At 63.2% G+C, this 19932-nt stretch carries 17 protein-coding genes; 3 read left to right on the top strand and 14 right to left on the bottom strand.

Annotated features, from left to right (window positions below; translation table 11 throughout):
- Positions 1-2: 2 nt before the first annotated feature.
- The 7 genes from FJ967_RS13430 to FJ967_RS13400 all read right to left on the bottom strand — a co-directional run bounded on the left by FJ967_RS13430 (position 3) and on the right by FJ967_RS13400 (position 6261).
- The gene (locus FJ967_RS13430) at positions 3-380 is read right to left on the bottom strand and encodes a DoxX family protein (protein WP_140732296.1); all 378 of its coding nucleotides are present in this window, start codon (positions 378-380) and stop codon (positions 3-5) included.
- A gap of 81 nt (positions 381-461) precedes the next feature.
- Positions 462-920 (bottom strand): carboxymuconolactone decarboxylase family protein, encoded by a 459-nt coding sequence (locus FJ967_RS13425; RefSeq protein WP_140732295.1) that lies wholly within the window; start codon positions 918-920, stop codon positions 462-464.
- An 11-nt stretch (positions 921-931) separates the two neighbouring features.
- Positions 932-1462 (bottom strand): Rrf2 family transcriptional regulator, encoded by a 531-nt coding sequence (locus FJ967_RS13420; protein ID WP_140732293.1) that lies wholly within the window; start codon positions 1460-1462, stop codon positions 932-934.
- A gap of 415 nt (positions 1463-1877) precedes the next feature.
- Positions 1878-3191, bottom strand: coding sequence for an NAD-dependent dihydropyrimidine dehydrogenase subunit PreA (gene preA / locus FJ967_RS13415; RefSeq protein WP_140732291.1), 1314 nt, complete (start codon positions 3189-3191; stop codon positions 1878-1880).
- A 12-nt stretch (positions 3192-3203) separates the two neighbouring features.
- A complete protein-coding gene (locus FJ967_RS13410; RefSeq protein ID WP_140732289.1) occupies positions 3204-4046 on the bottom strand; it encodes a methyltransferase domain-containing protein in 843 nt (280 codons plus the stop codon).
- Positions 4047-4051: 5 nt separating this feature from the next.
- On the bottom strand, positions 4052-5407 hold the full coding sequence (locus FJ967_RS13405; protein WP_140732288.1) for an NAD(P)-dependent oxidoreductase: 1356 nt from the start codon (positions 5405-5407) through the stop codon (positions 4052-4054).
- A 140-nt stretch (positions 5408-5547) separates the two neighbouring features.
- Positions 5548-6261: a gamma-glutamylcyclotransferase gene (locus FJ967_RS13400; RefSeq protein WP_140732286.1), complete on the bottom strand. Its 714-nt coding sequence runs from the start codon at positions 6259-6261 to the stop codon at positions 5548-5550.
- A gap of 172 nt (positions 6262-6433) precedes the next feature.
- On the opposite strand from FJ967_RS13400, the gene FJ967_RS13395 reads away from it, so the two are divergent.
- The gene (locus tag FJ967_RS13395; RefSeq protein WP_140732285.1) at positions 6434-7210 is read left to right on the top strand and encodes a VOC family protein; all 777 of its coding nucleotides are present in this window, start codon (positions 6434-6436) and stop codon (positions 7208-7210) included.
- A gap of 42 nt (positions 7211-7252) precedes the next feature.
- Here FJ967_RS13395 and FJ967_RS13390 read toward each other — a convergent pair whose 3' ends face one another.
- Complete coding sequence (locus FJ967_RS13390) at positions 7253-7741, bottom strand: hypothetical protein (protein ID WP_140732283.1); 489 nt, start codon at positions 7739-7741, stop codon at positions 7253-7255.
- Positions 7742-7945: 204 nt separating this feature from the next.
- Between FJ967_RS13390 and FJ967_RS13385 the strand changes: the two genes are divergently transcribed.
- On the top strand, positions 7946-8338 hold the full coding sequence (locus FJ967_RS13385) for a DoxX family protein (RefSeq protein WP_140732282.1): 393 nt from the start codon (positions 7946-7948) through the stop codon (positions 8336-8338).
- A gap of 22 nt (positions 8339-8360) precedes the next feature.
- Here FJ967_RS13385 and FJ967_RS13380 read toward each other — a convergent pair whose 3' ends face one another.
- Positions 8361-10787 (bottom strand): FAD-dependent oxidoreductase, encoded by a 2427-nt coding sequence (locus tag FJ967_RS13380; protein WP_140732281.1) that lies wholly within the window; start codon positions 10785-10787, stop codon positions 8361-8363.
- A gap of 241 nt (positions 10788-11028) precedes the next feature.
- Entirely contained in the window at positions 11029-12567 is a 1539-nt protein-coding gene (locus FJ967_RS13375; RefSeq protein ID WP_140732279.1) for a trimethylamine methyltransferase family protein, read from the bottom strand.
- Positions 12568-12785: 218 nt separating this feature from the next.
- Here FJ967_RS13375 and FJ967_RS13370 point away from each other — a divergent pair, with 218 nt between their 5' ends.
- Positions 12786-13376 (top strand): transglycosylase SLT domain-containing protein, encoded by a 591-nt coding sequence (locus FJ967_RS13370; RefSeq protein WP_140732278.1) that lies wholly within the window; start codon positions 12786-12788, stop codon positions 13374-13376.
- A 13-nt stretch (positions 13377-13389) separates the two neighbouring features.
- On the opposite strand, the gene FJ967_RS13365 is transcribed toward FJ967_RS13370, so the two are convergent.
- From FJ967_RS13365 to FJ967_RS13350, 4 genes are all read right to left on the bottom strand, one after another.
- A complete protein-coding gene (locus FJ967_RS13365) occupies positions 13390-15708 on the bottom strand; it encodes an ABC transporter ATP-binding protein (RefSeq protein ID WP_140732277.1) in 2319 nt (772 codons plus the stop codon).
- A 51-nt stretch (positions 15709-15759) separates the two neighbouring features.
- Positions 15760-16917 carry an ABC transporter permease gene (locus tag FJ967_RS13360; RefSeq protein WP_140732276.1) on the bottom strand — a complete coding sequence of 386 codons (1158 nt, stop codon included), beginning with the start codon at positions 16915-16917 and terminating at the stop codon, positions 15760-15762.
- Positions 16918-16928: 11 nt separating this feature from the next.
- On the bottom strand, positions 16929-17963 hold the full coding sequence (locus tag FJ967_RS13355) for an ABC transporter permease (RefSeq protein WP_140732274.1): 1035 nt from the start codon (positions 17961-17963) through the stop codon (positions 16929-16931).
- 150 nt (positions 17964-18113) lie between these two features.
- Positions 18114-19772, bottom strand: a complete 1659-nt coding sequence (locus tag FJ967_RS13350) for an ABC transporter substrate-binding protein (RefSeq protein WP_140732273.1) — start codon at positions 19770-19772, stop codon at positions 18114-18116.
- Positions 19773-19932 lie beyond the last annotated feature (160 nt).

Genomic DNA, 19932 nt, shown 5'->3' with positions numbered 1-19932 from the left:
CCTCAAAGCGACTGCGCGATCAGCGTCAGAAAACCACCGCTCAGCGCGACATTGCCGACAAAGCCGTTGATGCGCGACGCGCGGTCCGGGCCCTGATGGTCCCAGAAATTGTGGAACATCGGGGTCGCGGCGATCAGGAACAGCACCAGCACCGCGCTGGCCAGCGCGGTCCAGAGCCCGGCCATCACCAGCACACCGGCGATGACCTGCAGGACAATGCCGGCCCACAGCGCAAGCCGCGCCTGCGGCACGCCGCGCGCGGCCATCAGCCCCGTGAGGAAGCCCTGGTTCTGGATGTTGCGCAGTCCGGCGAAGACAAAGGCGCCGCCAAGCAAAAGGCGGCCGACAAACAGCAGGCTCGAAGGCAAATCGGCAGGCATCAAACTCTCCCTTGAAAAGGCTTCCTTAAAAACAGCGGGAGCGCCACCTTCGCGACAGCGCTCCCTTATATGCCGGAACGATCAGGCAGCCTTGGCCGCCGGCACCGGATGGATGGCGTGGAACGGGATGCACAGCCGGTTCCAGGTGTTGATCATGCCGACCGCCACCGAGAGCTTGACCAGTTCCTCGTCCGAAAAATGCTCCAGCGTGCTGGTGTAAAGCTCGTCCGGCACACCATTGTTGGCGATCAGCGTCACCGCCTCGGTCCAGGCGAAGGCCGCGCGCTCACGCTCGGAAAACAGCGGCGATTCCTTCCAGGCGGCAACGAGATAGAGACGCTGCTCGGTCTCGCCGTCGCGCTTGGCCTCGCGGCTGTGCATATCGACACAGAACGAGCAGCCATTGATCTGCGAGGCCCTGAGCTTGATCAGGTGCAGCAGGCCGACTTCCAGCCCGCATTCGTCGACCGCCTTGTTGAGCGCCGACACCGCCTTCATGATCTCCGGCGCCTTGGCGAAGAACTGCATTCTCTGTTTCATCTTGATGTCCTTTACATCTGCTTTGGGTTTTGAGGTGTGGAACTGGATTTCTGCGGCCGCTGGTGGCGCTCGACGAAGGCGCAGCTCGCGGCGATCGACCGGGGATCGCCCTCGGCCGCATAGTTCGCCACGATGTCGGAGATCTTCACCTCGGCCAGCGCTGCCCGGTAGGCGCGCTCGGCCCTGAGCATCGCGGCATTGATGCCGCAAGGTTTGACATAGGCCGAGGCATCGATCTTGACCGGACCGTTGCGGCGGATCTCGCCGCAGCGAAACGCCGGTTCGCGGCCCTCGACGGCCAGCACGATGTCGAGCAGCGTGATGCGTTCGGCCGCCCGCGCCAGCCGATAGCCACCCGCCGGCCCCGGCACCGATTCCAGGATGCGCGCCGCCGTCAGCATATTGAGATGCTTCAGGAGATAGCTCGGCGAAAGACCAAACGCCTCCGCCAGCGCCGCGCCCGGCATGGTGCTGTTGCCCTCCACGCTCGCCAGCGTGGCCGCGCAATGGATGGCCGCTTCGACCCCTTCGCCCAGCTTCATGGTCTCGATCTCCAATTCATGGATATCTTTTATCGTGGATAATTTTTGTCTGCAATAGAAAAGTACGGAAATCCACATGTTCGCGATGGTGATATTGGTTGTGCCAGCGGGACCGAGGGAAGCAAGGAATTCGCGCGCATTCCCTCGCAGGTCGGTGCTGCCCTCATTGCCCTGCCGGGCATTTCTCCCCGTAAACGGGGGCGAAAGATGCCTTCATCGATGATGTCGCCAATTGGCGACGTTGCAAGAAGTGCACCAAGGGCGACGCAGCTTGCCTTCTCCCCGTTCACGGGGAGAAGGTGCCCGAAGGGCGGATGAGGGGCGGCGCGGACTTCTGAAATCGAGGCGCCTACCCCATACAAGATCGCCCCATGCCAAGGCACGGGGCGACTAAGCCAAACCACGAAAGAAAACCCTACTCCGCAGCCACCTTGGCCATCGGATTGTTCGGATGCGTGGTCCAGTTGGCATAGATCGGCGACACCGGCTTGCCGGTGCGCTGGTCCATCGCGCCCACAGCCAGCGGCTCCATGGTGATGCAATTATCGACCGGACAGACATTGACGCACAGATTGCAGCCGACGCATTCGGCCTCGATCACCTCGAAATGCCTGACGCCGTCGACCATGTTGGTGATCGCCTGGTGCGATGTGTCCTCACAGGCGATATGGCAGCGGCCGCATTTGATGCAGGCGTCCTGGTCGATATGCGCCTTGGCGACATAGTTGAGGTTGAGATACTGCCAGTCGGTGACGTTGGGCGTGGCGCGCCCGATGACGTCGTCGAGCGAACGGTGGCCCTTCTCGTCCATCCAGTTTTCGAGGCCAGCGATCATCTCCTGCACGATCTTGAAGCCGTAGGTCATCGCCGCGGTGCAGACCTGCACATTGCCGGCGCCGAGCGCCATGAATTCGGCCGCGTCGCGCCAGGTGGTGATGCCGCCGATGCCCGAAATGGGCAGGCCGCGCGTTTCGGGATCGCGCGCGATCTCGGCAACCATGTTCATGGCGATCGGCTTCACCGCCGGGCCGCAATAGCCGCCATGCGAGCCCTTGCCGTCAATGGTCGGCATCGGCGCGAAACTGTCGAGGTCGACGCCGGTGATGGAGTTGATCGTGTTGATCAGCGAAACCGCATCGGTGCCGCCGGCGTGTGCTGCCCGCGCCGGCTTGCGGATGTCGGTGATGTTGGGCGTCAGCTTGGTGATGACGGGCATGCGCGTGTACTGCTTGCACCAGCGCACCACCATTTCGATATATTCCGGCACCTGGCCGACGGCCGCACCCATGCCGCGCTCCGACATGCCGTGCGGGCAGCCGAAATTGAGCTCGATGCCGTCGGCTCCGGTCTCCTCGACCAGCGGCAGGATGGATTTCCAGCTTTCCTCGACGCATGGCACCATGATCGAGGCGATCAGCGCCCGGTCGGGCCAGTCCATCTTGACCTGCTTCATCTCGCGCAGGTTGGTCTGCAGGTCGCGGTCGGTGATCAGCTCGATGTTGTTGAGGCCGAGCAGGCGCCGGTCGGCGCCCCAGATCGCGCCATAGCGCGGGCCGTTGACGTTGACGACCGGCGGGCCTTCCTCGCCCAACGTCTTCCACACTACGCCGCCCCACCCTGCCTTGAAGGCGCGCACGACATTGTAGGCCTTGTCGGTCGGCGGCGCCGAGGCCAGCCAGAACGGATTTGGCGATTTGATGCCGACGAAATTATTTCTGATGTCAGCCATGGCAGGTCCCTTTCAACCGAGACGAAGGATCAATTCGACAGGCGCGAGAATGCCGCCTTCGAGGGCGGCGACAAGGTGGGTCATCTTGGTGCGGGCGTCGTCGCCCATGACGAGGCCGAGACCGGGCGATGGCTTTTTGCCCGTGGCTTGCGCCGCGGCCAGCCGGGCACGCATCGCAGCGAAAAACTCGATGGCGAAAGCGCCGCGCGGCCGCTCCGCCGTCACCGAGAAGCCCGCCGCGACGGCGGCCGAGCGATAATCATCGGGTGTGGCGACGAAGGACATGGTGTCATCGGATGCCCACGGCAGCGGATAGGTCAGATCGCCGTCCTTGAGCCGCATCACGTCATAGACGGCGAAGACGCCGCCCGGCTTCAGCACGCGAGCGGTCTCGCTCATCAGCTTCGGCTTGTCGGGCAGGTTCATGCCGACATGCAGGATGACAGCCGCATCGAAGCTGGCCTTGGCGAACGGCATGTCCAGCGCGCTGCCTTGCACGAAGCGGGTCATCTCGCCCAGGCCGGTGCGTTTCGACAGGCTGGTGGCGATATCGACATAGCTTTGCGTCAGGTCGATGCCGGTGACCTCGGCGCCGGCAGCGCTGGCGACAAAGCGGGCCGGGCCACCTATCCCCGATCCGATGTCCAGCAGCCTGGCGCCGGGCGTGAGCCCCATCTGGTCGATCAGTTCTCTTGTCGCGGCGACGCCGCCAATGTGGAATTCGTCGACCGCTTCGAGATCGCTTGCACGCAGATGGGCAATATCCACGCCCGTCTCGGCGAGCGCGGCGAGAATCCGCTGCTCCAGCCCAGAAATCTCGTAGTGACGGGCAACGCCCGGTTCCACCGTGGTCATGATCCTTATCCCTGGGTCAGACTCCTATGGATACTCTCGGCCGCATCGCGTCCTTGTGCCACGGCGGACACGGTCAGGTCGTCGCCGCCGAAGATACAGTCGCCGCCGGCCCACACCTTGGCCAGCGACGTGCGCCCTTCCGCGTCGACCTTGATGCGGCCGGCCTCGAGGTCGATCGATGCCCCGCTGCCGTTCAGCGCTGCCGGCACAAAGCTCTGGCCGATCGCCTTGAACACCTGGTCGGCGGTGAGCGTCAGCGTTTCGCCGGTACCGGCAAGCCTGTCGCCATTGAGCGCGGTGTATTCGAGTTCGATGGCCGATACCTTGCCGCCTTCGGCGATCACCCGCTTCGGCTGCAGCCAGTGGCGGATGGTGACGCCGTTGGCCGCGGCCAGATCCTGCTCGAATTCGGAGGCGTTCATGTGCTCCTGCCCGCGCCGGTAGCAGATCGTCACCTCCTCGGCGCCGAGCAGCTTCGACTGCACCGCGGCGTCGATCGCCGTCATGCCGCCGCCGATGACGACGACGCGGCGGCCGACCGGCAATCCCGAAAGGTCGCTCGCCTGCCGCAGTTCGGCAATGAATTCCACCGCATTGGTCACGCCGGCGGCATCCTCGCCGTCGGCGCGCAACGCGTTGACGCCGCCCAGCCCCATGCCGAGGAAGACCGCGTCGTAATTACGGGTCAGGTCGGAGAGCTGGTAGTCGCGGCCGAGCGCCTTGCCGTTCTGGATGTCGATGCCGCCGATCGCGGTGACATAGTCGACTTCGGCCTGGGCGAAATTGTCGACGCTCTTATAGGCGGCGATGCCGTATTCGTTGAGACCGCCGGCCTTCGGCCGCGCCTCCAGGATGGTGACGTCATGGCCATGGCGGGCCAGACGATGCGCGGCGGCAAGGCCGGCCGGGCCGGCGCCGACCACGGCGATCGTCTTGCCCGTCGCCGTCTCGCGCGGATAGAATTGCTTGTTCTCGGCCATCGCGACATCGGTGGCATAGCGCTGCAGGCGGCCGATCTGCACCGGCTTGCCTTCCGCCACCTCGCGCACGCAGACCTCTTCGCACAGCGTCTCGGTCGGGCAGACGCGTGCGCACATGCCGCCGAGAATATTCTGGTCGAAGATCGTCTTGGCCGAGCCGATCGGATTGCCGGTCGAAATCTGGCGGATGAACAGCGGAATGTCGATCGAGGTCGGGCAAGCGTTCATGCACGGCGCGTCGTAGCAGAAATAGCAGCGGTCGGATTCGACCAGCGCCTCGTGATGATCGAGCGGCGGATGCAGGTCGGAAAAATTGTCCGCGTACTGGTCAGCCGGAAGCCGGCCACCGACAATACCCTCTTTGAACTGACCCTCTGGCATTCTCAGTTCCCCATGTTTTGTTTTGGGGAAGGCTAGCACGTTTTATTTTTTTATCAATTGGTCAATTTTCGGAGCAAGGCACTGATAATGCTTGATAAAAACATGATTTTTTTACTCATGTTATGGCTGCGATGGTCGCTCTACGGCACGGAAGAACCGAAATCATGCGAGCTGCCATGCAAGGTCCGAATCTCGTCCGCCACCAATTCCTGCAACCGCCATAGATTGCGGTCGTGGATGCCGAACGCTTCGAGATGGCTGACGGTGTTGTAGAGATACTCGGCCCCCGATCCGATATGCCCGCACGCCCTGGCCAGCACGCGCGCCACTGTCTCCGGCGGTTGGCCGAGCGATGTCCCCCTGCCCGTAACCCCGACCCAGAAGCCAAGCGCCCGCAGCGCGCCTTGTGCCGTGCGTACCGGCAGCCATCGGACCGAGCTGACGCTCTCATGGTCGGAGATCTCGCGCCGCAGCAGCCTTTCGATCTGGGTTGGCTTGTCGCCGTCAGGCAGGCGATAGATCACCCCGTTGCATTGCCCGCCGCGTTCGAGCGCCATCATCAATCCCGGCTGTTCGGCACTGCCGCGCCAGCGCACCATGTCGAGGCAAAACGAGCGGTGCCAGCCAAAGGCGGTGGCGAGCTGCTGTTCGACCGATTCGAATTCCGGCTTCCAGATCAGCGATCCATAGGCGAACACCCAGAGCGGCCCCTCGTCCGCTTCGCCGGAAAGCCGCAAGGCAAGCGCCCGGAAATCCTCGTCGTTCAACTCGGTCCAGCTCGGATCCGGGCCAGGATCTACCTCTTCCCGATGGCACAGTGCGACAAGCTCTGGCGTAAGCGACATAATGCGCATGAAACGACGTCCCCCTTGCCGCAGACAAATTGAAAACCGGGGCAGGCGCAAGCCCGGGAACGCTTGGCGTGGGTCGACCATTATTGTCCGGGCGGGTGTCGGATTTCCGTCGTGGAGATCGTCCTAGGATGGATCGAACGACGATCGGCGCACAAAGGTGAGGAGACCGACCATGCCAAAATCCCCCATGCCCTTCTTCTGGTACGAACTGATGACATCGGACGTCGACGCCGCCGAGGCTTTCTACACCGCCGTGGTCGGTTGGACGGCCGAGCCTTTCGACAAGGCCCCGGGCATGCCGCGCTATATCGTCATGAATGTCGGCGAGCGTGGCGTCGGCGGCCTGATGACGATGCCGCAGGATGCGGCAAAGATGGGCATGCCGCCCGCCTGGCTGGGCTATATCCACACCAGGGATGTCGATGCGGCCACGGCCTCGCTGGGGCAAGCCGGCGGATCCGTTCACCGCCAGCCCGACGACATTCCAGGCGTCGGCCGCTTCGCCGTCGTCGCCGATCCGCAAGGCGCGACCTTCATGTTCCTCCAGCCGAACGGCCCGGACCAGCCGATGGTGCCGGCCAGCACGCCGGGCCATATCGGCTGGCACGAGCTCTATACGAGCGATTGGAAGGCCGCCTTCGATTTCTACTCCAGCCAGTTCGGCTGGGCCAATGCCGGCGATTTCGACATGGGGCCGATGGGCACCTACCAGACCTTCACGGCTGGCCCCGAATCCGGTGGCGGCATCATGAACAAGCCGGCCCAGATACCCGTCCCGGTCTGGCAGTTCTATTTCAACGTCACCGGTATCGACGCGGCAGCAAAACGCGTCACCGACAATGGCGGCAAAATCCTCATGGGACCAATGGAGGTCCCCGGCGGCAGCTGGATCGTACAATGCCAGGATCCGCAAGGCGCGCATTTCGCCTTGATGGCGCCGGTGCGGTAGGCGTCCGCGCCACCGCCCGATGTCACGCTCGCTGGCTCCGGTTCATTCCGGCGCCAGCACAGCGACCTTGAGGGTCTCTTTCTTGGCACCGCTGAACTGCACCGTAGCCGGGCCGGCCGCAAGCTTGAAGCGCACGCTCTTGCGGATGCCGGGGCAGGTCTTCACGCCACTGTAGCCGGACGACTTCACCGCCTTGCCGTCCTGAATGACGTCGATCCAGGCTTCGCCCGACAGGCTGATCTGGATGGCGCCATCGGGCGGCACCGACACGCTGGCGACGGCGCCGAAGGTGCCCTCGGCCGGGGCATGTTCAGGCGGCACCGCAAATCCCGCCTTCTCGGTCGGCACCAGCGCCAGATCCGCCGCGGCCCCCACAGCCAGCTTCGCTCCAGACGGCGTCGAGGGTGCCGCTGCAAACAGCGCTTCTTCGCGCGTCACCGGCCATTTGAAGGCCTCGCAGCCGGCGTCCTCGGCCAAGGCGAAGCTGGTGCTTGCAAGGATTGCGAACAGGCTGATGGCGACTTTTTTCATGACGAGGGAAACCCGTGTCTGGAGAGCATCCACAACTCAATACAACCAAAAATTTACAAACGCAACCTCTGCGAGCACATCATGAGAAGCCGGACCGGGGAACTTTGCCAATCACCAATTGTTGATGGCGGGCCATGGGATGTGAATGGTCCCTTTCCGGTCGATAATCTATGGCCGGGCCGGGAGGGTAAAATGGAGTTTCGGATGAAGCTTTTCGACGGCCTTGCCAAATACCAGCCGCAGGCGCTCGGTGTGCTGCGCATCATGACCGCGCTGCAATTCATCGAGCACGGCACCCAGAAGCTGTTCAACTTCCCCATCAACGCCCAGCCTCATGCCCTGAGCGGATTGACGTTGACGGCGGGCATCCTCGAATTCGCCGGCGGCATCTTGCTGGCGTTGGGTCTGTTCACCCGTCCGGTCGCGTTCCTTCTGGCCGGCGAGATGGCGATCGCCTATTTCACGGCGCACTATCCGCGCGACTTCTTCCCGGTCAACAATAGCGGCGACGCGGCGATCTCGTTCTGCTTCATCTTCCTCTATCTGGTCTTCGCCGGCGCCGGCGCCTTCGCGCTGGACAATCGCGGCAACGCCTGATGTCCCATGCGGGGGTGAAAGCTCACCCCCGCATTCGTTCGAAATTCGCATCGAACAGGGGCGCCGCCTGGATACGCGCGGCGTGGCGCCTGCCCAGCAGTTCGATTTCGAAACCATCGCTCTCCTCGGCGATCTCCTTCGGCACATAGCCGACCGCGACCGATTTCTTCGAATGGTGCGCATAACCGCCCGATGTCACCCAGCCGCGCACCGCGCCACCGAACCAGATCGGCTCGTCGCCGATGACGTCGGCGTCGACAGCATCGACGATGAAAGCGCGCAGCCTGAGCTTGCCGCCCTCCCTGCGCTCGGCGAGTGCCGCCGTCTTGCCGATGAAATCGGCGTCCTTGCCATAGGCGACGAAGCGGTCGAGGCCGGCTTCGAGCGGCCCGTAGATCGGCCGGTATTCGCGCCCCCATGAGCCGTAGTTCTTTTCGAGACGCAGCGCATTGAGCGCGCGCGAGCCGAACAGGCCGATGCCGAATTCCTCGCCCGCCGCCATCAGCGCCTGATAGGCGGCGCGCTGGTATTCCGGCGCCACCCAGATCTCGTAACCGAGATCACCCGTATAGCTGACGCGACCGACCAGGCACGGCGCCATGCCGATATCCATCCTGGCCACCGCCATGAACGGAAACGCCGCATTGGAAACGTCAGCGCGGCTGACCTTGGCCAGAACCTCCCTCGCCTTCGGCCCGGCGATCGCGAGGCCGCTGAGTTTCGCGCCCAGCGCCTCGATATGGACCGAACCATCCCCCGGCAGATGCGCCTCGAACCAGCGCATATGGTACTGTTCGGCAATGCCCGAACCGGCGAGAAACCAGCCTTCCGGTCCCAGATTGGCGAGCGTGAAATCGCCGATCAGCTTGCCGTCCTCCTTGAGCATCGGCGCCAGCGTCATGCGGCCCGACTTCGGCAGCCTGCAGGCGAGCATGCGGTCGAGCCATGCAGCCGCGCCCTCGCCCGTCACCTTATATTTGGCGAAGCTCGAAATCTCCGACAGGCCGACGCCGTCGCGGACAGCCGCCACCTCTTTGGCGACATGGGAAAAATCGCTGGAACGCCGCCAGGAAAACTCATCCCTGACGCCTGCCGGCGCGTACCAGAGCGGCACTTCCAGCCCGTAGGCGACGCCCCACTGCGCGCCCCTGGCCGACAGCAGGTCGTAGACTGGCGTCGTCTTCAGCGGCCGCCCGGCGGGCAGTTCCTCATTGGGGAAGCGGATCGAAAACCGCCTGGAATAGTTTTCGCGCACCTTGGCGTTGGTGTAGGCCATCCCAGCCCAGTCGCCATAACGCGCCACGTCCATTGCCCAGATGTCGGCGCCCGGATCGCCCTCGATCATCCAGTTGGACAGCGCCAGCCCGACGCCGCCGCCCTGGCTGAAGCCGGCCATGACGCCGCAGGCGACCCAGAAGCCCGGCAGGCCGCGCACCGGGCCGACCAGCGGGTTGCCATCGGGCGCGAAGGTGAAAGGCCCGTTGATGATCTGCTTTATGCCGGTGTTCTGGAAAGCCGGGAAATGCCGGAAGCCGACCTCGAGCGACGGCGCGATGCGGTCGATATCGGGCTCCAGCAATTCGTGACCGAAATTCCACGGCGTCTGGAACTCGGACCACGGCTTGTTGGCCTTCTCATAGGTGCCCATCAGCATGCCGCCACGCTCCTGGCGCAGATAGAGCTCGCCATCGAAATCGACCGCATGCATGATCTCTTCGCCGGTCCTGGCATTCCAGGCGGCGACCTCAGGCATGTCCTCGGTGATCAGGTACATGTGCTCCATCGCCAGCACCGGCAATTCGAGCCCGACCATGCGACCGACCTCGCGCGCCCACAGGCCGCCGGCATTGACGACATGCTCGGCCACCACCTCGCCCTTGTTGGTGATGACGCGCCACAGCCCGTCCGGGCGGCGTACTATGTCCTCGACCTTGGTGAAGCGCTCGACCTCGGCGCCGAGCTTTCGCGCCGCCTTGGCGTAGGCATGAGTGACGCCGGATGGATCGAGATGGCCGTCCTCCTTGTTGCGCACAGCGCCGACGAACTGCTTGGGATCGAGCAGCGGCATCAGTTCGGCAGCCTCTTTCGGCGAGATCTCCTCCAGATCGATGCCGAGATAGCGGCCCTTGGCGACGACGCCGCGCAGCCAGTCTAGCCGCGCCTCGGTGGCGGCCAGAAGCACACCACCGGTCAGATGCACGCCGGTCGCCTGCCCCGACAGTTCCTCGATCTCCTTGTAGAGGTTGATCGTGTATTTCTGCAGCTTGGCGACATTGGGGTCGCCATTGATCGTGTGCATGCCGCCGGCCGCGTGCCAGGTAGAACCCGAGGTCAGTTCGTCACGCTCCAGCAGCACGACGTCGGTCCAGCCATGGCGGGCAAGATGGAACAGCACGGAACATCCGACGACCCCGCCGCCAATGACCACGACCTTTGCATGCGATTTCATGGATTTTTCTCTAATATCAGTGCGTTGGAGAGATAAAGTGAATCGGAGAGGCAGCGCGAGGCCCCCCTCTCTGGCCTGCCGGCCATCTCCCCCTCAAGGGGGGAGATCAGATGCTGTGACCGCTTTCGCCAATCGCCAACATTGTAGGAATAGCGCCTTCGCCGAAGCTGCTGATCTCCCCCCTTGAGGGGGAGATGCCCGGCAGGGCAGAGAGGGGGGCCTCGGGCCGACGCCAAATAACTCACGGCTCACCCGACCCGATCGCTTCCTTGCGCCTGATGACATAGGCCTCCAGCGCCTCGCGCACGGAAACATCCATCGCCGGCTCGGCATACTCTTCAAGCGCCTTCTTCCAAAGTCGCGTCGCCCGGGCCGTCGTGTCGAGGCCGCCGGCCTCCTGCCAGGCTTCGAAATTCTGCCAGTTGGACAGCATCGGCTGGTAGAAAGCCGTGGCGTAGCGCTCCAGCGTGTGCGGCTCGCCGAAGAAATGACCGCCGGTCGGCACCGCCCCCAGCGCCTCGACGGCAAGCTCGGCCTCGTCGACCACGATCGGGCGCAGGAATTCCATCATGTGCTGGATCATCTCGACATCGATGATGAATTTCTCGAACGACGCCGTCAGCCCGCCCTCCTGCCAGCCGGCGGCATGGTAGACGAGATTGCCGTGACCAAGGACCGCGCCCCATAGCGCCATCAGCGTCTCATAGGCGCCCTGCGCGTCGGCGGCGTTGGAGGCGGACCCCGGCGTCGTGCGGTATGGCAGGCCATAGCGCCGCGCCAATTGTCCCGAGGCGATGTTGGCCTTGGTGTTTTCGGGTGTGCCGAAGGCCGGCGCGCCGGACTTCATGTCGACATTGGAGGTGAAGGCGCCGTACATGACGGGCGCGCCCGGACGCACCAGTTGCGTCAGCACGACGCCGAACAGCGCCTCGGCATTCTGCTGCGCAAGCGCGCCGGCCAGCGTCACCGGGCTCATCGCCCCCATCAGCGTGAACGGCGTCACCGCTACCGACTGGCCGAACTCGGCCATCGTCATCAGCCCCTCGGCCATCATCTCGTCGAAGCGGCGCGGCGAGTTGACCGAGATGATGGTGGCGATGCCGGGGTCATCGCGCATCTGGTCCAGTGTCAGTCCACGCGAAATCGCCATCATCTCGATGCCGTCCAGCGCCCTGCCCCGGCCGATCGCCGAAACATGGAAACTCTTGTCGGTCAGCGTCAGATTGGTGAAGTAGGTGTCGAGATGGCGCGAGTTCGCCGGCAACTCGACCGGCGCGCAGACCTGGTTGCCGAGCATGTGCACGCAGTTGAAATGCTGCGCCAGCCGGGTGAGGTCGGCATAGTCGCGCAGATTCCCGGCACGCCGGCCGCGCTCCATGTCGTGCACGTTGGGTGGCCCCGCGACCAGCGTGAAATTGATGGTGTTGCCGCCCAGATGAATGGCATTGGCCGGATTGCGCGGCGTCAGCACATAGTTTGCCCGCGTCGTCCTCAGCGCCTCATCGACCATGCCGCGATCGACACGGACATTGGCCGAGGCGTGGTCGACCTTGGCGCCGGCCTTCTCGAACAGCGATAGCGCCCGAGGGCTCATCACCTCGATGCCGAAATTCTCCAGAATGTGTATCGACGCCTGATGGATCGCCTCGATCTGGTCGGGCGACAGCAAGGCCATTGGCGGGTAAGGATTGGTCACCCGCCGGAGCGGCAATTGCGGGATGGCGGCCGGTCCCCGGTTGCTGGTGCGCTCGGCGCCGCGTTTGCGTCTAGGTTCGTTCATGCCCGGCATCAAAGCCCTGGCAAATCCGGCAGGCTGTCAGAAATACGCCATCTGCGGGCGTGATTTTAGCCACGGCGGCATTTTTGCAGAGACAGTATATAAAAAGCGACGGAATACGACGTTATCCTAACAGTATGTCTTCGCAGTCGGCAAACCGCCGCGAGCAGTTAACGGCGGCCGCAAGATTCCCTTTATGATTTCGGCCTATTGCTCCTGCCATGCGTAGGTCGAGTTTTAGTAAAATCGTAGCGGTTTGCGCGCTGCTGGCGCTTTCGGCTTGCGCCACCGCGCCCAGCCACATCAACAATGTCTGCGCCGTCTTCGACCAGAATGACGGCTGGTTCGACAACTGGCAGTCGGCTGCCGAGCGCGCGTCGCAGAAATATGGTGTGCCGGTACCGGTGCTGATGGCCACCGTGCGCAAGGAATCCGGCTTCAAGAGCAATGCCCGGCCACCGCGCACCAAGCTGCTCGGCTTCATCCCGTGGAAGCACGTCTCGACCGCCACCGGCTTCTCGCAGGCGCTGGACGGCACCTGGTCGCAATATCAGCGAGAAACCGGCAACTGGGCCGCCCGGCGCACGAAATTCGCCGACGCCGTCGATTTCGTCGGCTGGTATCATTCCAAGACGGCGGACACCTACGGCGTCGCCCGCAACGACACCTACAACCTCTATCTCGCCTATTATCTCGGCTGGACAGCCTATGGCCGGGGCAACCGTGGCGACGCCGGCGTCCAGAGCTATGCCAGGGCGACGGACAAGATGGCGCGAGACTATGACGCGCAGCTAAGGCAGTGCGGCAACTGACATACGGCCCGCGTCAGTGCCGCCTTGTCGTATCCTTTGGCTTTGACACACCGGTTTCAGAAACCTCGTCGCGCACTTCGTGGCGACGGGCTCGCATGCCAGCCTCGCTTTGCTCCACCGCGTCCCCGATCTGGTCGGCTTCCGGGCTGCCCGTTTTGCCGCGCGGCCGGTTGGGCGCTGTCCCGGCCGAACCCGGTCCGGCGCCGTGCGCATCATCCGGCACGCCTTCATGGGCGGCGTGCTCCTTGTCGAACTTGATCACCGGTTCCATGGTCTTGAGCACGTCGTCCGAGAGCCAGCACAGGCTCATATGGCCGTCGCCCAGGTTCTTGACCGGCGGCACCTTGGTCTCGCAGAGATTATCGGGAACCAGCTTCTTGTAGCCGCAGCGCGTCTGGAACGGGCAACCGGTGGGCGGGTTCATCGCCGAGGGAATGTCGCCTTCGAGCACGATGTGTTTCTTGACCACGCTGGTGTCGGCGATCGGGATCGCCGACAGCAGCGCCTCTGTATAGGGGTGATAGGGCGGCGCGAAGATCTGGTCGGTCGTGCCCTGCTCGACGATATAGCCCAGATACATGACGACGACGCGGTCGGCGATGTAGCGCACGACCGACAGATCGTGGCTGATGAACAGCATCGTCGTCTTGTTCTTGCGCTGGATGTCCATCAAAAGTTCGGTCACCGCCGCCTGCACCGAGACGTCGAGCGCCGAAACCGGCTCGTCGGCCACCACCACCTTGGCATCGCCGGCAAAGGCGCGCGCCACGCCGATGCGCTGCTTCTGGCCGCCGGAAAGCTGGCGCGGCTTGCGGGTTTCGAAGGCGCGCGGCAGCTTCACCAGGTCGAGCAGTTCCAGCATGCGCTTGCGCCGGTCGGCGACCGTCTTGCCGACATTGAACTTCTCCAGCGTACGGATGATCTGCGAGCCGACCGAATGGCTGGGGTTCAGCGTGTCGAACGGGTTCTGGAACACCATCTGGATCGACGACACCGTGTCGACGCCGCGGCTCTCGATGCCGGTCGACTGTATCTCCTTGTTCGAGAGCGACACCGTTCCGGAACTCGCGGTCTCGAGCCCGAGGAGCACCTTGGCCAACGTCGATTTCCCGCAGCCGGATTCGCCGACGATGGCGACGGTCTCGGATTCGCGCGCGGTGAACGAGATCGTCTCGTTGGCCTTGACGACGCGGCCATCGCTCGAGCCGAACACCTCGCTGCCGCCGACCTTGTAGTACTTCCTCAGGTCCTCGATCTTGAGCACGGGCGCGCCGGGCACCACCTTCTCGTTGACCTTCTTGGCGCCGGGCGGCAGTGCTTCCCAGTCGATCTCGTTAAAACGCACACAGCGCGAGAAATGACCCTCGTGGCCGGCAACCTCGATCATCGGGATTTCGGCCGCGTTGCAGACGCCCTCGACGAAATGGTGGCAGCGTGGACCGAAATTGCAACCCTTCGGCCGCTCATGCGGCAAAGGCAGCTGTCCGGGGATCGAGATCAGCGGTCGCGAATTCTTGTCGGCGCCCGGCAGCGGGATCGAGCGGAACAACCCTTGCGTATAGGGATGGCGCATCCGGTCGAACACGTCCTTGATCTTGCCGGTCTCGACCGCCTCGCCCGAATACATCACCGTGATCTTGTCGCAGGTTTCCAGGATCAGGCCCAGATTGTGCGACACGAAGATCATCGAGGTGCCGAACTTCTCGCCCAGACCCTTGACCAGTTCGACGATGCCCGCCTCCACCGTCACGTCGAGCGCCGTCGTCGGCTCGTCGAGCAGAAGCAGCGCCGGCTTCGACAGCAGCGCCATGGCGATGACGATGCGCTGTTGCTGGCCGCCGGAGAGCTGGTGCGGGTAGGAACGCATCATGCGCTCGGGATCGGGAAGCTTGACCGAGCGCACCATTTCGAGCGCCCTGGAATAAGCCTCTTCCTTCGACACCTTGTCGTGGATCAGCGGTACTTCCATCAGTTGCTGGCCGATCTTCATGGCCGGGTTGAGGCTCGCCATCGGCTCCTGGTAGATCATGGCGATCTGGTTGCCGCGGATGGCGCGCAGCTCCTCCTCGGAGAGCTCGCCCATGTCCTTGCCCTGGAACTTGATCTTGCCGCCGACGATCTTCCCGATGTTGGAGAGGTCGCGCATGATGCCGAGCGACACGGTGGACTTGCCGCAGCCGGATTCGCCGACGATGCCCATCGCCTCGCCGGGCATGACGGTGCAGGAAAAATCCATCACCGCCGGTATCTCGCCCTTGCGGGTAAAGAAGGAGATCGAAAGGTTCTCGATCTCGATGATCGGCTGTGCCGGATTTCGAACTGCCTCGTTCATGGGTCGCTCCAATCCTTAAGTTCTGGCCAGGTGGGGTCTTGGACCCCGCCGTCAATCCTTCATCGATTGTTCACGCAGCGAGTCGGCGAGCAGGTTGAGACCCAGCACGAACGACATCAGCGCGATCGTCGGCGGCAGCGCCGGGTGGATAAAGGAACGCAGCAGGCGGCTGGCGTCCTTGATCGCCGTGCCCCAGTCCGGGCTCTCGGGCGCGAGGCCCAGGCCGAAATAGCCCAGCGTGCCGAGCAGGATCGTGGTGTAGCCGATGCGCAGGCAGGCATCGACGATCAGCGGCCCGCGTGCGTTGGGCAGGATTTCCCACAGCATGATGTACCAGGGCGATTCACCGCGCGTCTGCGCCGCCGCCACATAGTCGCGCGTCTTGATGTCCATGGTCAGGCCGCGCACGATGCGGAACACGCCGGGGCTGGAGGCGAAGACGACAGCCACGAAGATGTTGAGCTGGTTGGGATCGATGTGCACGATCTTCAGCGGATCCCTGTCGAAGACGAGGCCGACATAAATCCAGCCGCCGATCAGAAGCGTCAGGCCAAGCAGGATATAGATCCGGTCGGGCCGGTTCTTGTATCGCGTCCAGAACAGCACGCTGAAGAAGATGATCGGAAACAGGAAGAAGACGCCGGCCAGCGCGTAGGGTATCGGCGTGTCCATGATGCCCGGTGTCACCAGCAGGTAGAACAAAAGGATGACCGGGAAGGCCAGCACGAGGTTGGCCAGGAACGACAGGATGGAATCGATCTTGCCGCCATAATAGCCGGCCGGCAGGCCGAGCGTGATGCCGACCATCAGCGCGAAGCCGGTCGCCGCCGGAGCGATGATCAGCACGATCTGGCTGCCATAGACCATGCGCGAAAAGACGTCGCGCGCCAGCTTGTCGCCGCCGAACAGGTAGGCGAGCCCCGATTGCGGCTCGATGGCGCCCGGCAGCGTATCCTTCATGATCGGGATCTGGCCGAGCGGATCGAAAGGCGAGATGGTCGAGGCGAAGATTGCCGTGAACAGCCAGAACAGGCAGATGAACACCCCGGCTATGCCGACGCCGCTGTCGAACAGCTGGCCGTAAAGCGCCAGCTTCTTCTTGTAGAGGAAGCTCGAGCCCATGACGATGAAAAGCGCGACCCAGACCGGCCAGAAGCGCCAGAGCACTTCGAGGATGATGGTAGAGGCGCCGATATATTGAGCTTGCATGCGCCTTCTCCCTACTGAACCCGGATGCGCGGATTGAGGAACGCGTAGCCGACATCGGAAATGAGCTGCGTGATCAGGACGATGAACACCGAAACCAGCGAACAGCCGAGCAGGAGATCGATGTCGTTGTTGCCGGCGGCCTCGACCAGCGTGTAGCCGAAGCCCTGGTAGCGGAACATCACCTCGACGATGACGACGCCGGTGAGCAGCCAGGGGAATTGCAGCATGATGACGGTGAACGGCGCGATCAGCGCGTTGCGCAGCGCATGCTTGACCACGACGCCCTTGAAGGAAAGCCCCTTGAGGCGCGCGGTGCGGATATATTGCTGCGTCATCACCTCGACCATCGAGGCGCGTGTCATGCGCGCGATGTAGCCGATGCCGTAGATCGCCAGCGTGATCACCGGCAGGGTGAAATTGTAGAAGGTGATGCCCTGGCTTGCGGACGCGGCCGACCCGTTCAGCCAGCCGAGCCAGGAGGCGAAGACGACGGTGAAGATGACGCCCGACACATATTCAGGCGTCGCCGTCGACGCGATCGAGGCGACCGACAGCACGCGGTCGGTGCGCGACCCCTCGCGCATGCCGGCAAGAATGCCGATCAGCAGCGAGACCGGCACCATCACCGCCAGCACCCAGAACATCAGGATGCCGGTGGCGCCGAGCGCCGGGAACAGCTTGGCCGCGACCGTGGTCTTGAACTTGGTCGAGCAGCCGAAATCGCCCTCGATCACGCCGGAAAATGTCGAGACGGTCGGATCGTTGCAGAAGGAGAAGCGCTGCGTCGTCTTGCCTGTCGCCGGATCGGTGATCGGCTGCTTGGGCACGACGCCCAGCCACTGCCCGTAACGCACGAAGAAGTTCTGGCGATAGCCGTGATTGACCAGCCAGCTTTCGAGCTGCTCGGCCGATGTGTGCATTTCGGTCTGGCTGATCGCCAGCTTCTTCAGATTGGGTTCGAGATTGACGAGGAAGAAGACGACCAGCGTCAGGCACAGCATCGTGAGCAGAATCGTGCCGATGCGTCTGATGATGAATGCGAACATTGTGCCCCCCTGCCGGCCGGGTTGGGGTCAGATAGGTTCAACCCTGTTTCGAAAAACCTTGTGACGTCCCGCCGCCGCTGCATCCTGTGCAACGGCGACGATCCTGCGAATATGAGGGGCACGCGCCCCTCATATTCATCAAGTCGCGGGTCACGCCTGATCGAGCCAGACCTTGCCGAAGTCGTGCTCGTAGGTGGGGTGCATCGAGTGGTTCTTCACCTCGGGCTTGATGTTGATGTAGAGCTTGCGCCAGTAGGGCTGGATGATGATGCCGGAATCCTGCAGCATCTGCTCGATGTCCTTCATCACCACCTTGCGCTTCTCGGCGTCGGCGATGCCGAGCGCCTCGTTGACCTTCTTGTCGAAGTCGGGATTGGCATAGGCGGTCTCGTTCCAGGCTTCGCCCGAGCGGTAGGCGATGGCGATGACCTGGATGCCAAGCGGACGCATGTTCCAGTTGGTCTCCGAGAACGGATACTTGGTCCAGTCGTTCCAGAAGGTCGAGCTCGGCAGCACGGTGCGCTTCACCTTGATGCCGGCCTCGCGCAGCTGGGCCGCGATCGCGTCCGTGGTGTTCTTGTGATAGTCCTCGTCATTGCTGATCAGCTCGTGCTCGAAATCGATCACGCCGGCTTCCGTCAGCATCTGCTTGGCCTTGGCGACATCGCGCTTGATCTTCGGCAGTTCGACATATTCCGGATGAATCGGCGCGACATGGTGGTTTTCAGCAGCCGTGCCGGCATTGCCGTAGCCGAGTTGCAGCACGACCGAATTGTCGACGGCCAGGCACATCGCCTGACGCACCTTCTGGTCGCCATACGGCTTGGCGTTGACGTTGAAGCGCGACACCACGGTCGCCGCGGTCACCACTTCCGAAGGCGGCGCGCCGACATCGGCGATGATCTTGACGTAGTCGGCCGTCGTTTCGTGGTTGGTCTGCACCTCGCCCGATTCGAACGCCGAAACCGTCGCTGCCGGATCGGTACCGTAGTCGATGAACTCGACGCCATCGAGGAAGGCTTCGCCCTGCCACCACTTGCCGGTCTCGCGGCGCTTGTAGACGACTTTCTGGCCGACGTCATAGGAGACGAGTTCGAACGGACCGGTGCCGATCGGGCAGTTCTTGAAGTTGGCCCCCTTCTCGTCGAAAGTCTTGTGGACGACGAGCGCCGGATAATCGGTCAGGTTCGGGATGATGGCGATGTCGGGCTTGGAGAGCTTCAGCTTGACGGTCATGTCGTCGACCTTGACCACCGAGCCTTCGCGCAGCTTCTTGGTACCCTCGTCGACGAGGCTGCCGAGGCGGCCCGGCATCGAATTGCCTTCCGCCGCCTTGTCGGCCCAGCGGGTGAAATTGTAGATCACGTCGTCGGCGGTGAACTTGTCGCCATTGTTCCATTCGACGCCCGGCCGCACATGCAGCGTGTACTCGGTGGCATCGTCGTTGATGTCCCAGCTTTCCAGCAGATAGGGCGCGAAAGTGTACTGGTGGGTGTATTTCACCAGCGGCTCGAGCGCCTGGCGTTCGGCGTTGGAAATTTCCGACCAGTCGGCGGTGCGCGGATCCTTGGGATCCTTGACCGACATCGCCACTTTCAGGACGCCGCCCTTCTTGCCCTGCACGTCCTCGGCCTTGGCCGGGGTCGGAGCGGCAAGACCGAGCAGGCCGTAGGCCATCGCCGTCGAGGCGCCGAAAACGCTGGCGAGCGCGAGAAATTCGCGGCGGTCGACCTTACCCGACTTGGCTTCTTCGGCCATCGCCAGGATGTGATCCGGAACGCTGTCGCCATTACTCTTGTAAATTGTCATGACTAACTCCCATTGTTGGCTTTCCGCCGATTAACATTCCGCATCCAGGCCATGATGTCAAAGACGACATGGATTGGGAACATGTTAGCGAATGTGCAACTTTGGGAGGGGACCGGTTCGCGTGATAGCGACAGTCTTGGCGCAAAATTGCTATTGCGCC

This window comes from Mesorhizobium sp. B2-3-4 (genome assembly GCF_006442315.1).
Lineage (GTDB): Bacteria > Pseudomonadota > Alphaproteobacteria > Rhizobiales > Rhizobiaceae > Mesorhizobium.
This window is presented reverse-complemented; position numbering and strand designations above follow the sequence as displayed.

Coding starts and splice junctions, on each gene's coding strand:
- FJ967_RS13430 (WP_140732296.1), bottom strand. CDS start 380: ATGCCTGCCGATTTGCCTTCGAGCCTGCTGTTTGTCGGCCGCCTTTTG.
- FJ967_RS13425 (WP_140732295.1), bottom strand. CDS start 920: ATGAAACAGAGAATGCAGTTCTTCGCCAAGGCGCCGGAGATCATGAAG.
- FJ967_RS13420 (WP_140732293.1), bottom strand. CDS start 1,462: ATGAAGCTGGGCGAAGGGGTCGAAGCGGCCATCCATTGCGCGGCCACG.
- preA (WP_140732291.1), bottom strand. CDS start 3,191: ATGGCTGACATCAGAAATAATTTCGTCGGCATCAAATCGCCAAATCCG.
- FJ967_RS13410 (WP_140732289.1), bottom strand. CDS start 4,046: ATGACCACGGTGGAACCGGGCGTTGCCCGTCACTACGAGATTTCTGGG.
- FJ967_RS13405 (WP_140732288.1), bottom strand. CDS start 5,407: ATGCCAGAGGGTCAGTTCAAAGAGGGTATTGTCGGTGGCCGGCTTCCG.
- FJ967_RS13400 (WP_140732286.1), bottom strand. CDS start 6,261: ATGCGCATTATGTCGCTTACGCCAGAGCTTGTCGCACTGTGCCATCGG.
- FJ967_RS13395 (WP_140732285.1), top strand. CDS start 6,434: ATGCCAAAATCCCCCATGCCCTTCTTCTGGTACGAACTGATGACATCG.
- FJ967_RS13390 (WP_140732283.1), bottom strand. CDS start 7,741: ATGAAAAAAGTCGCCATCAGCCTGTTCGCAATCCTTGCAAGCACCAGC.
- FJ967_RS13385 (WP_140732282.1), top strand. CDS start 7,946: ATGAAGCTTTTCGACGGCCTTGCCAAATACCAGCCGCAGGCGCTCGGT.
- FJ967_RS13380 (WP_140732281.1), bottom strand. CDS start 10,787: ATGAAATCGCATGCAAAGGTCGTGGTCATTGGCGGCGGGGTCGTCGGA.
- FJ967_RS13375 (WP_140732279.1), bottom strand. CDS start 12,567: ATGAACGAACCTAGACGCAAACGCGGCGCCGAGCGCACCAGCAACCGG.
- FJ967_RS13370 (WP_140732278.1), top strand. CDS start 12,786: ATGCGTAGGTCGAGTTTTAGTAAAATCGTAGCGGTTTGCGCGCTGCTG.
- FJ967_RS13365 (WP_140732277.1), bottom strand. CDS start 15,708: ATGAACGAGGCAGTTCGAAATCCGGCACAGCCGATCATCGAGATCGAG.
- FJ967_RS13360 (WP_140732276.1), bottom strand. CDS start 16,917: ATGCAAGCTCAATATATCGGCGCCTCTACCATCATCCTCGAAGTGCTC.
- FJ967_RS13355 (WP_140732274.1), bottom strand. CDS start 17,963: ATGTTCGCATTCATCATCAGACGCATCGGCACGATTCTGCTCACGATG.
- FJ967_RS13350 (WP_140732273.1), bottom strand. CDS start 19,772: ATGACAATTTACAAGAGTAATGGCGACAGCGTTCCGGATCACATCCTG.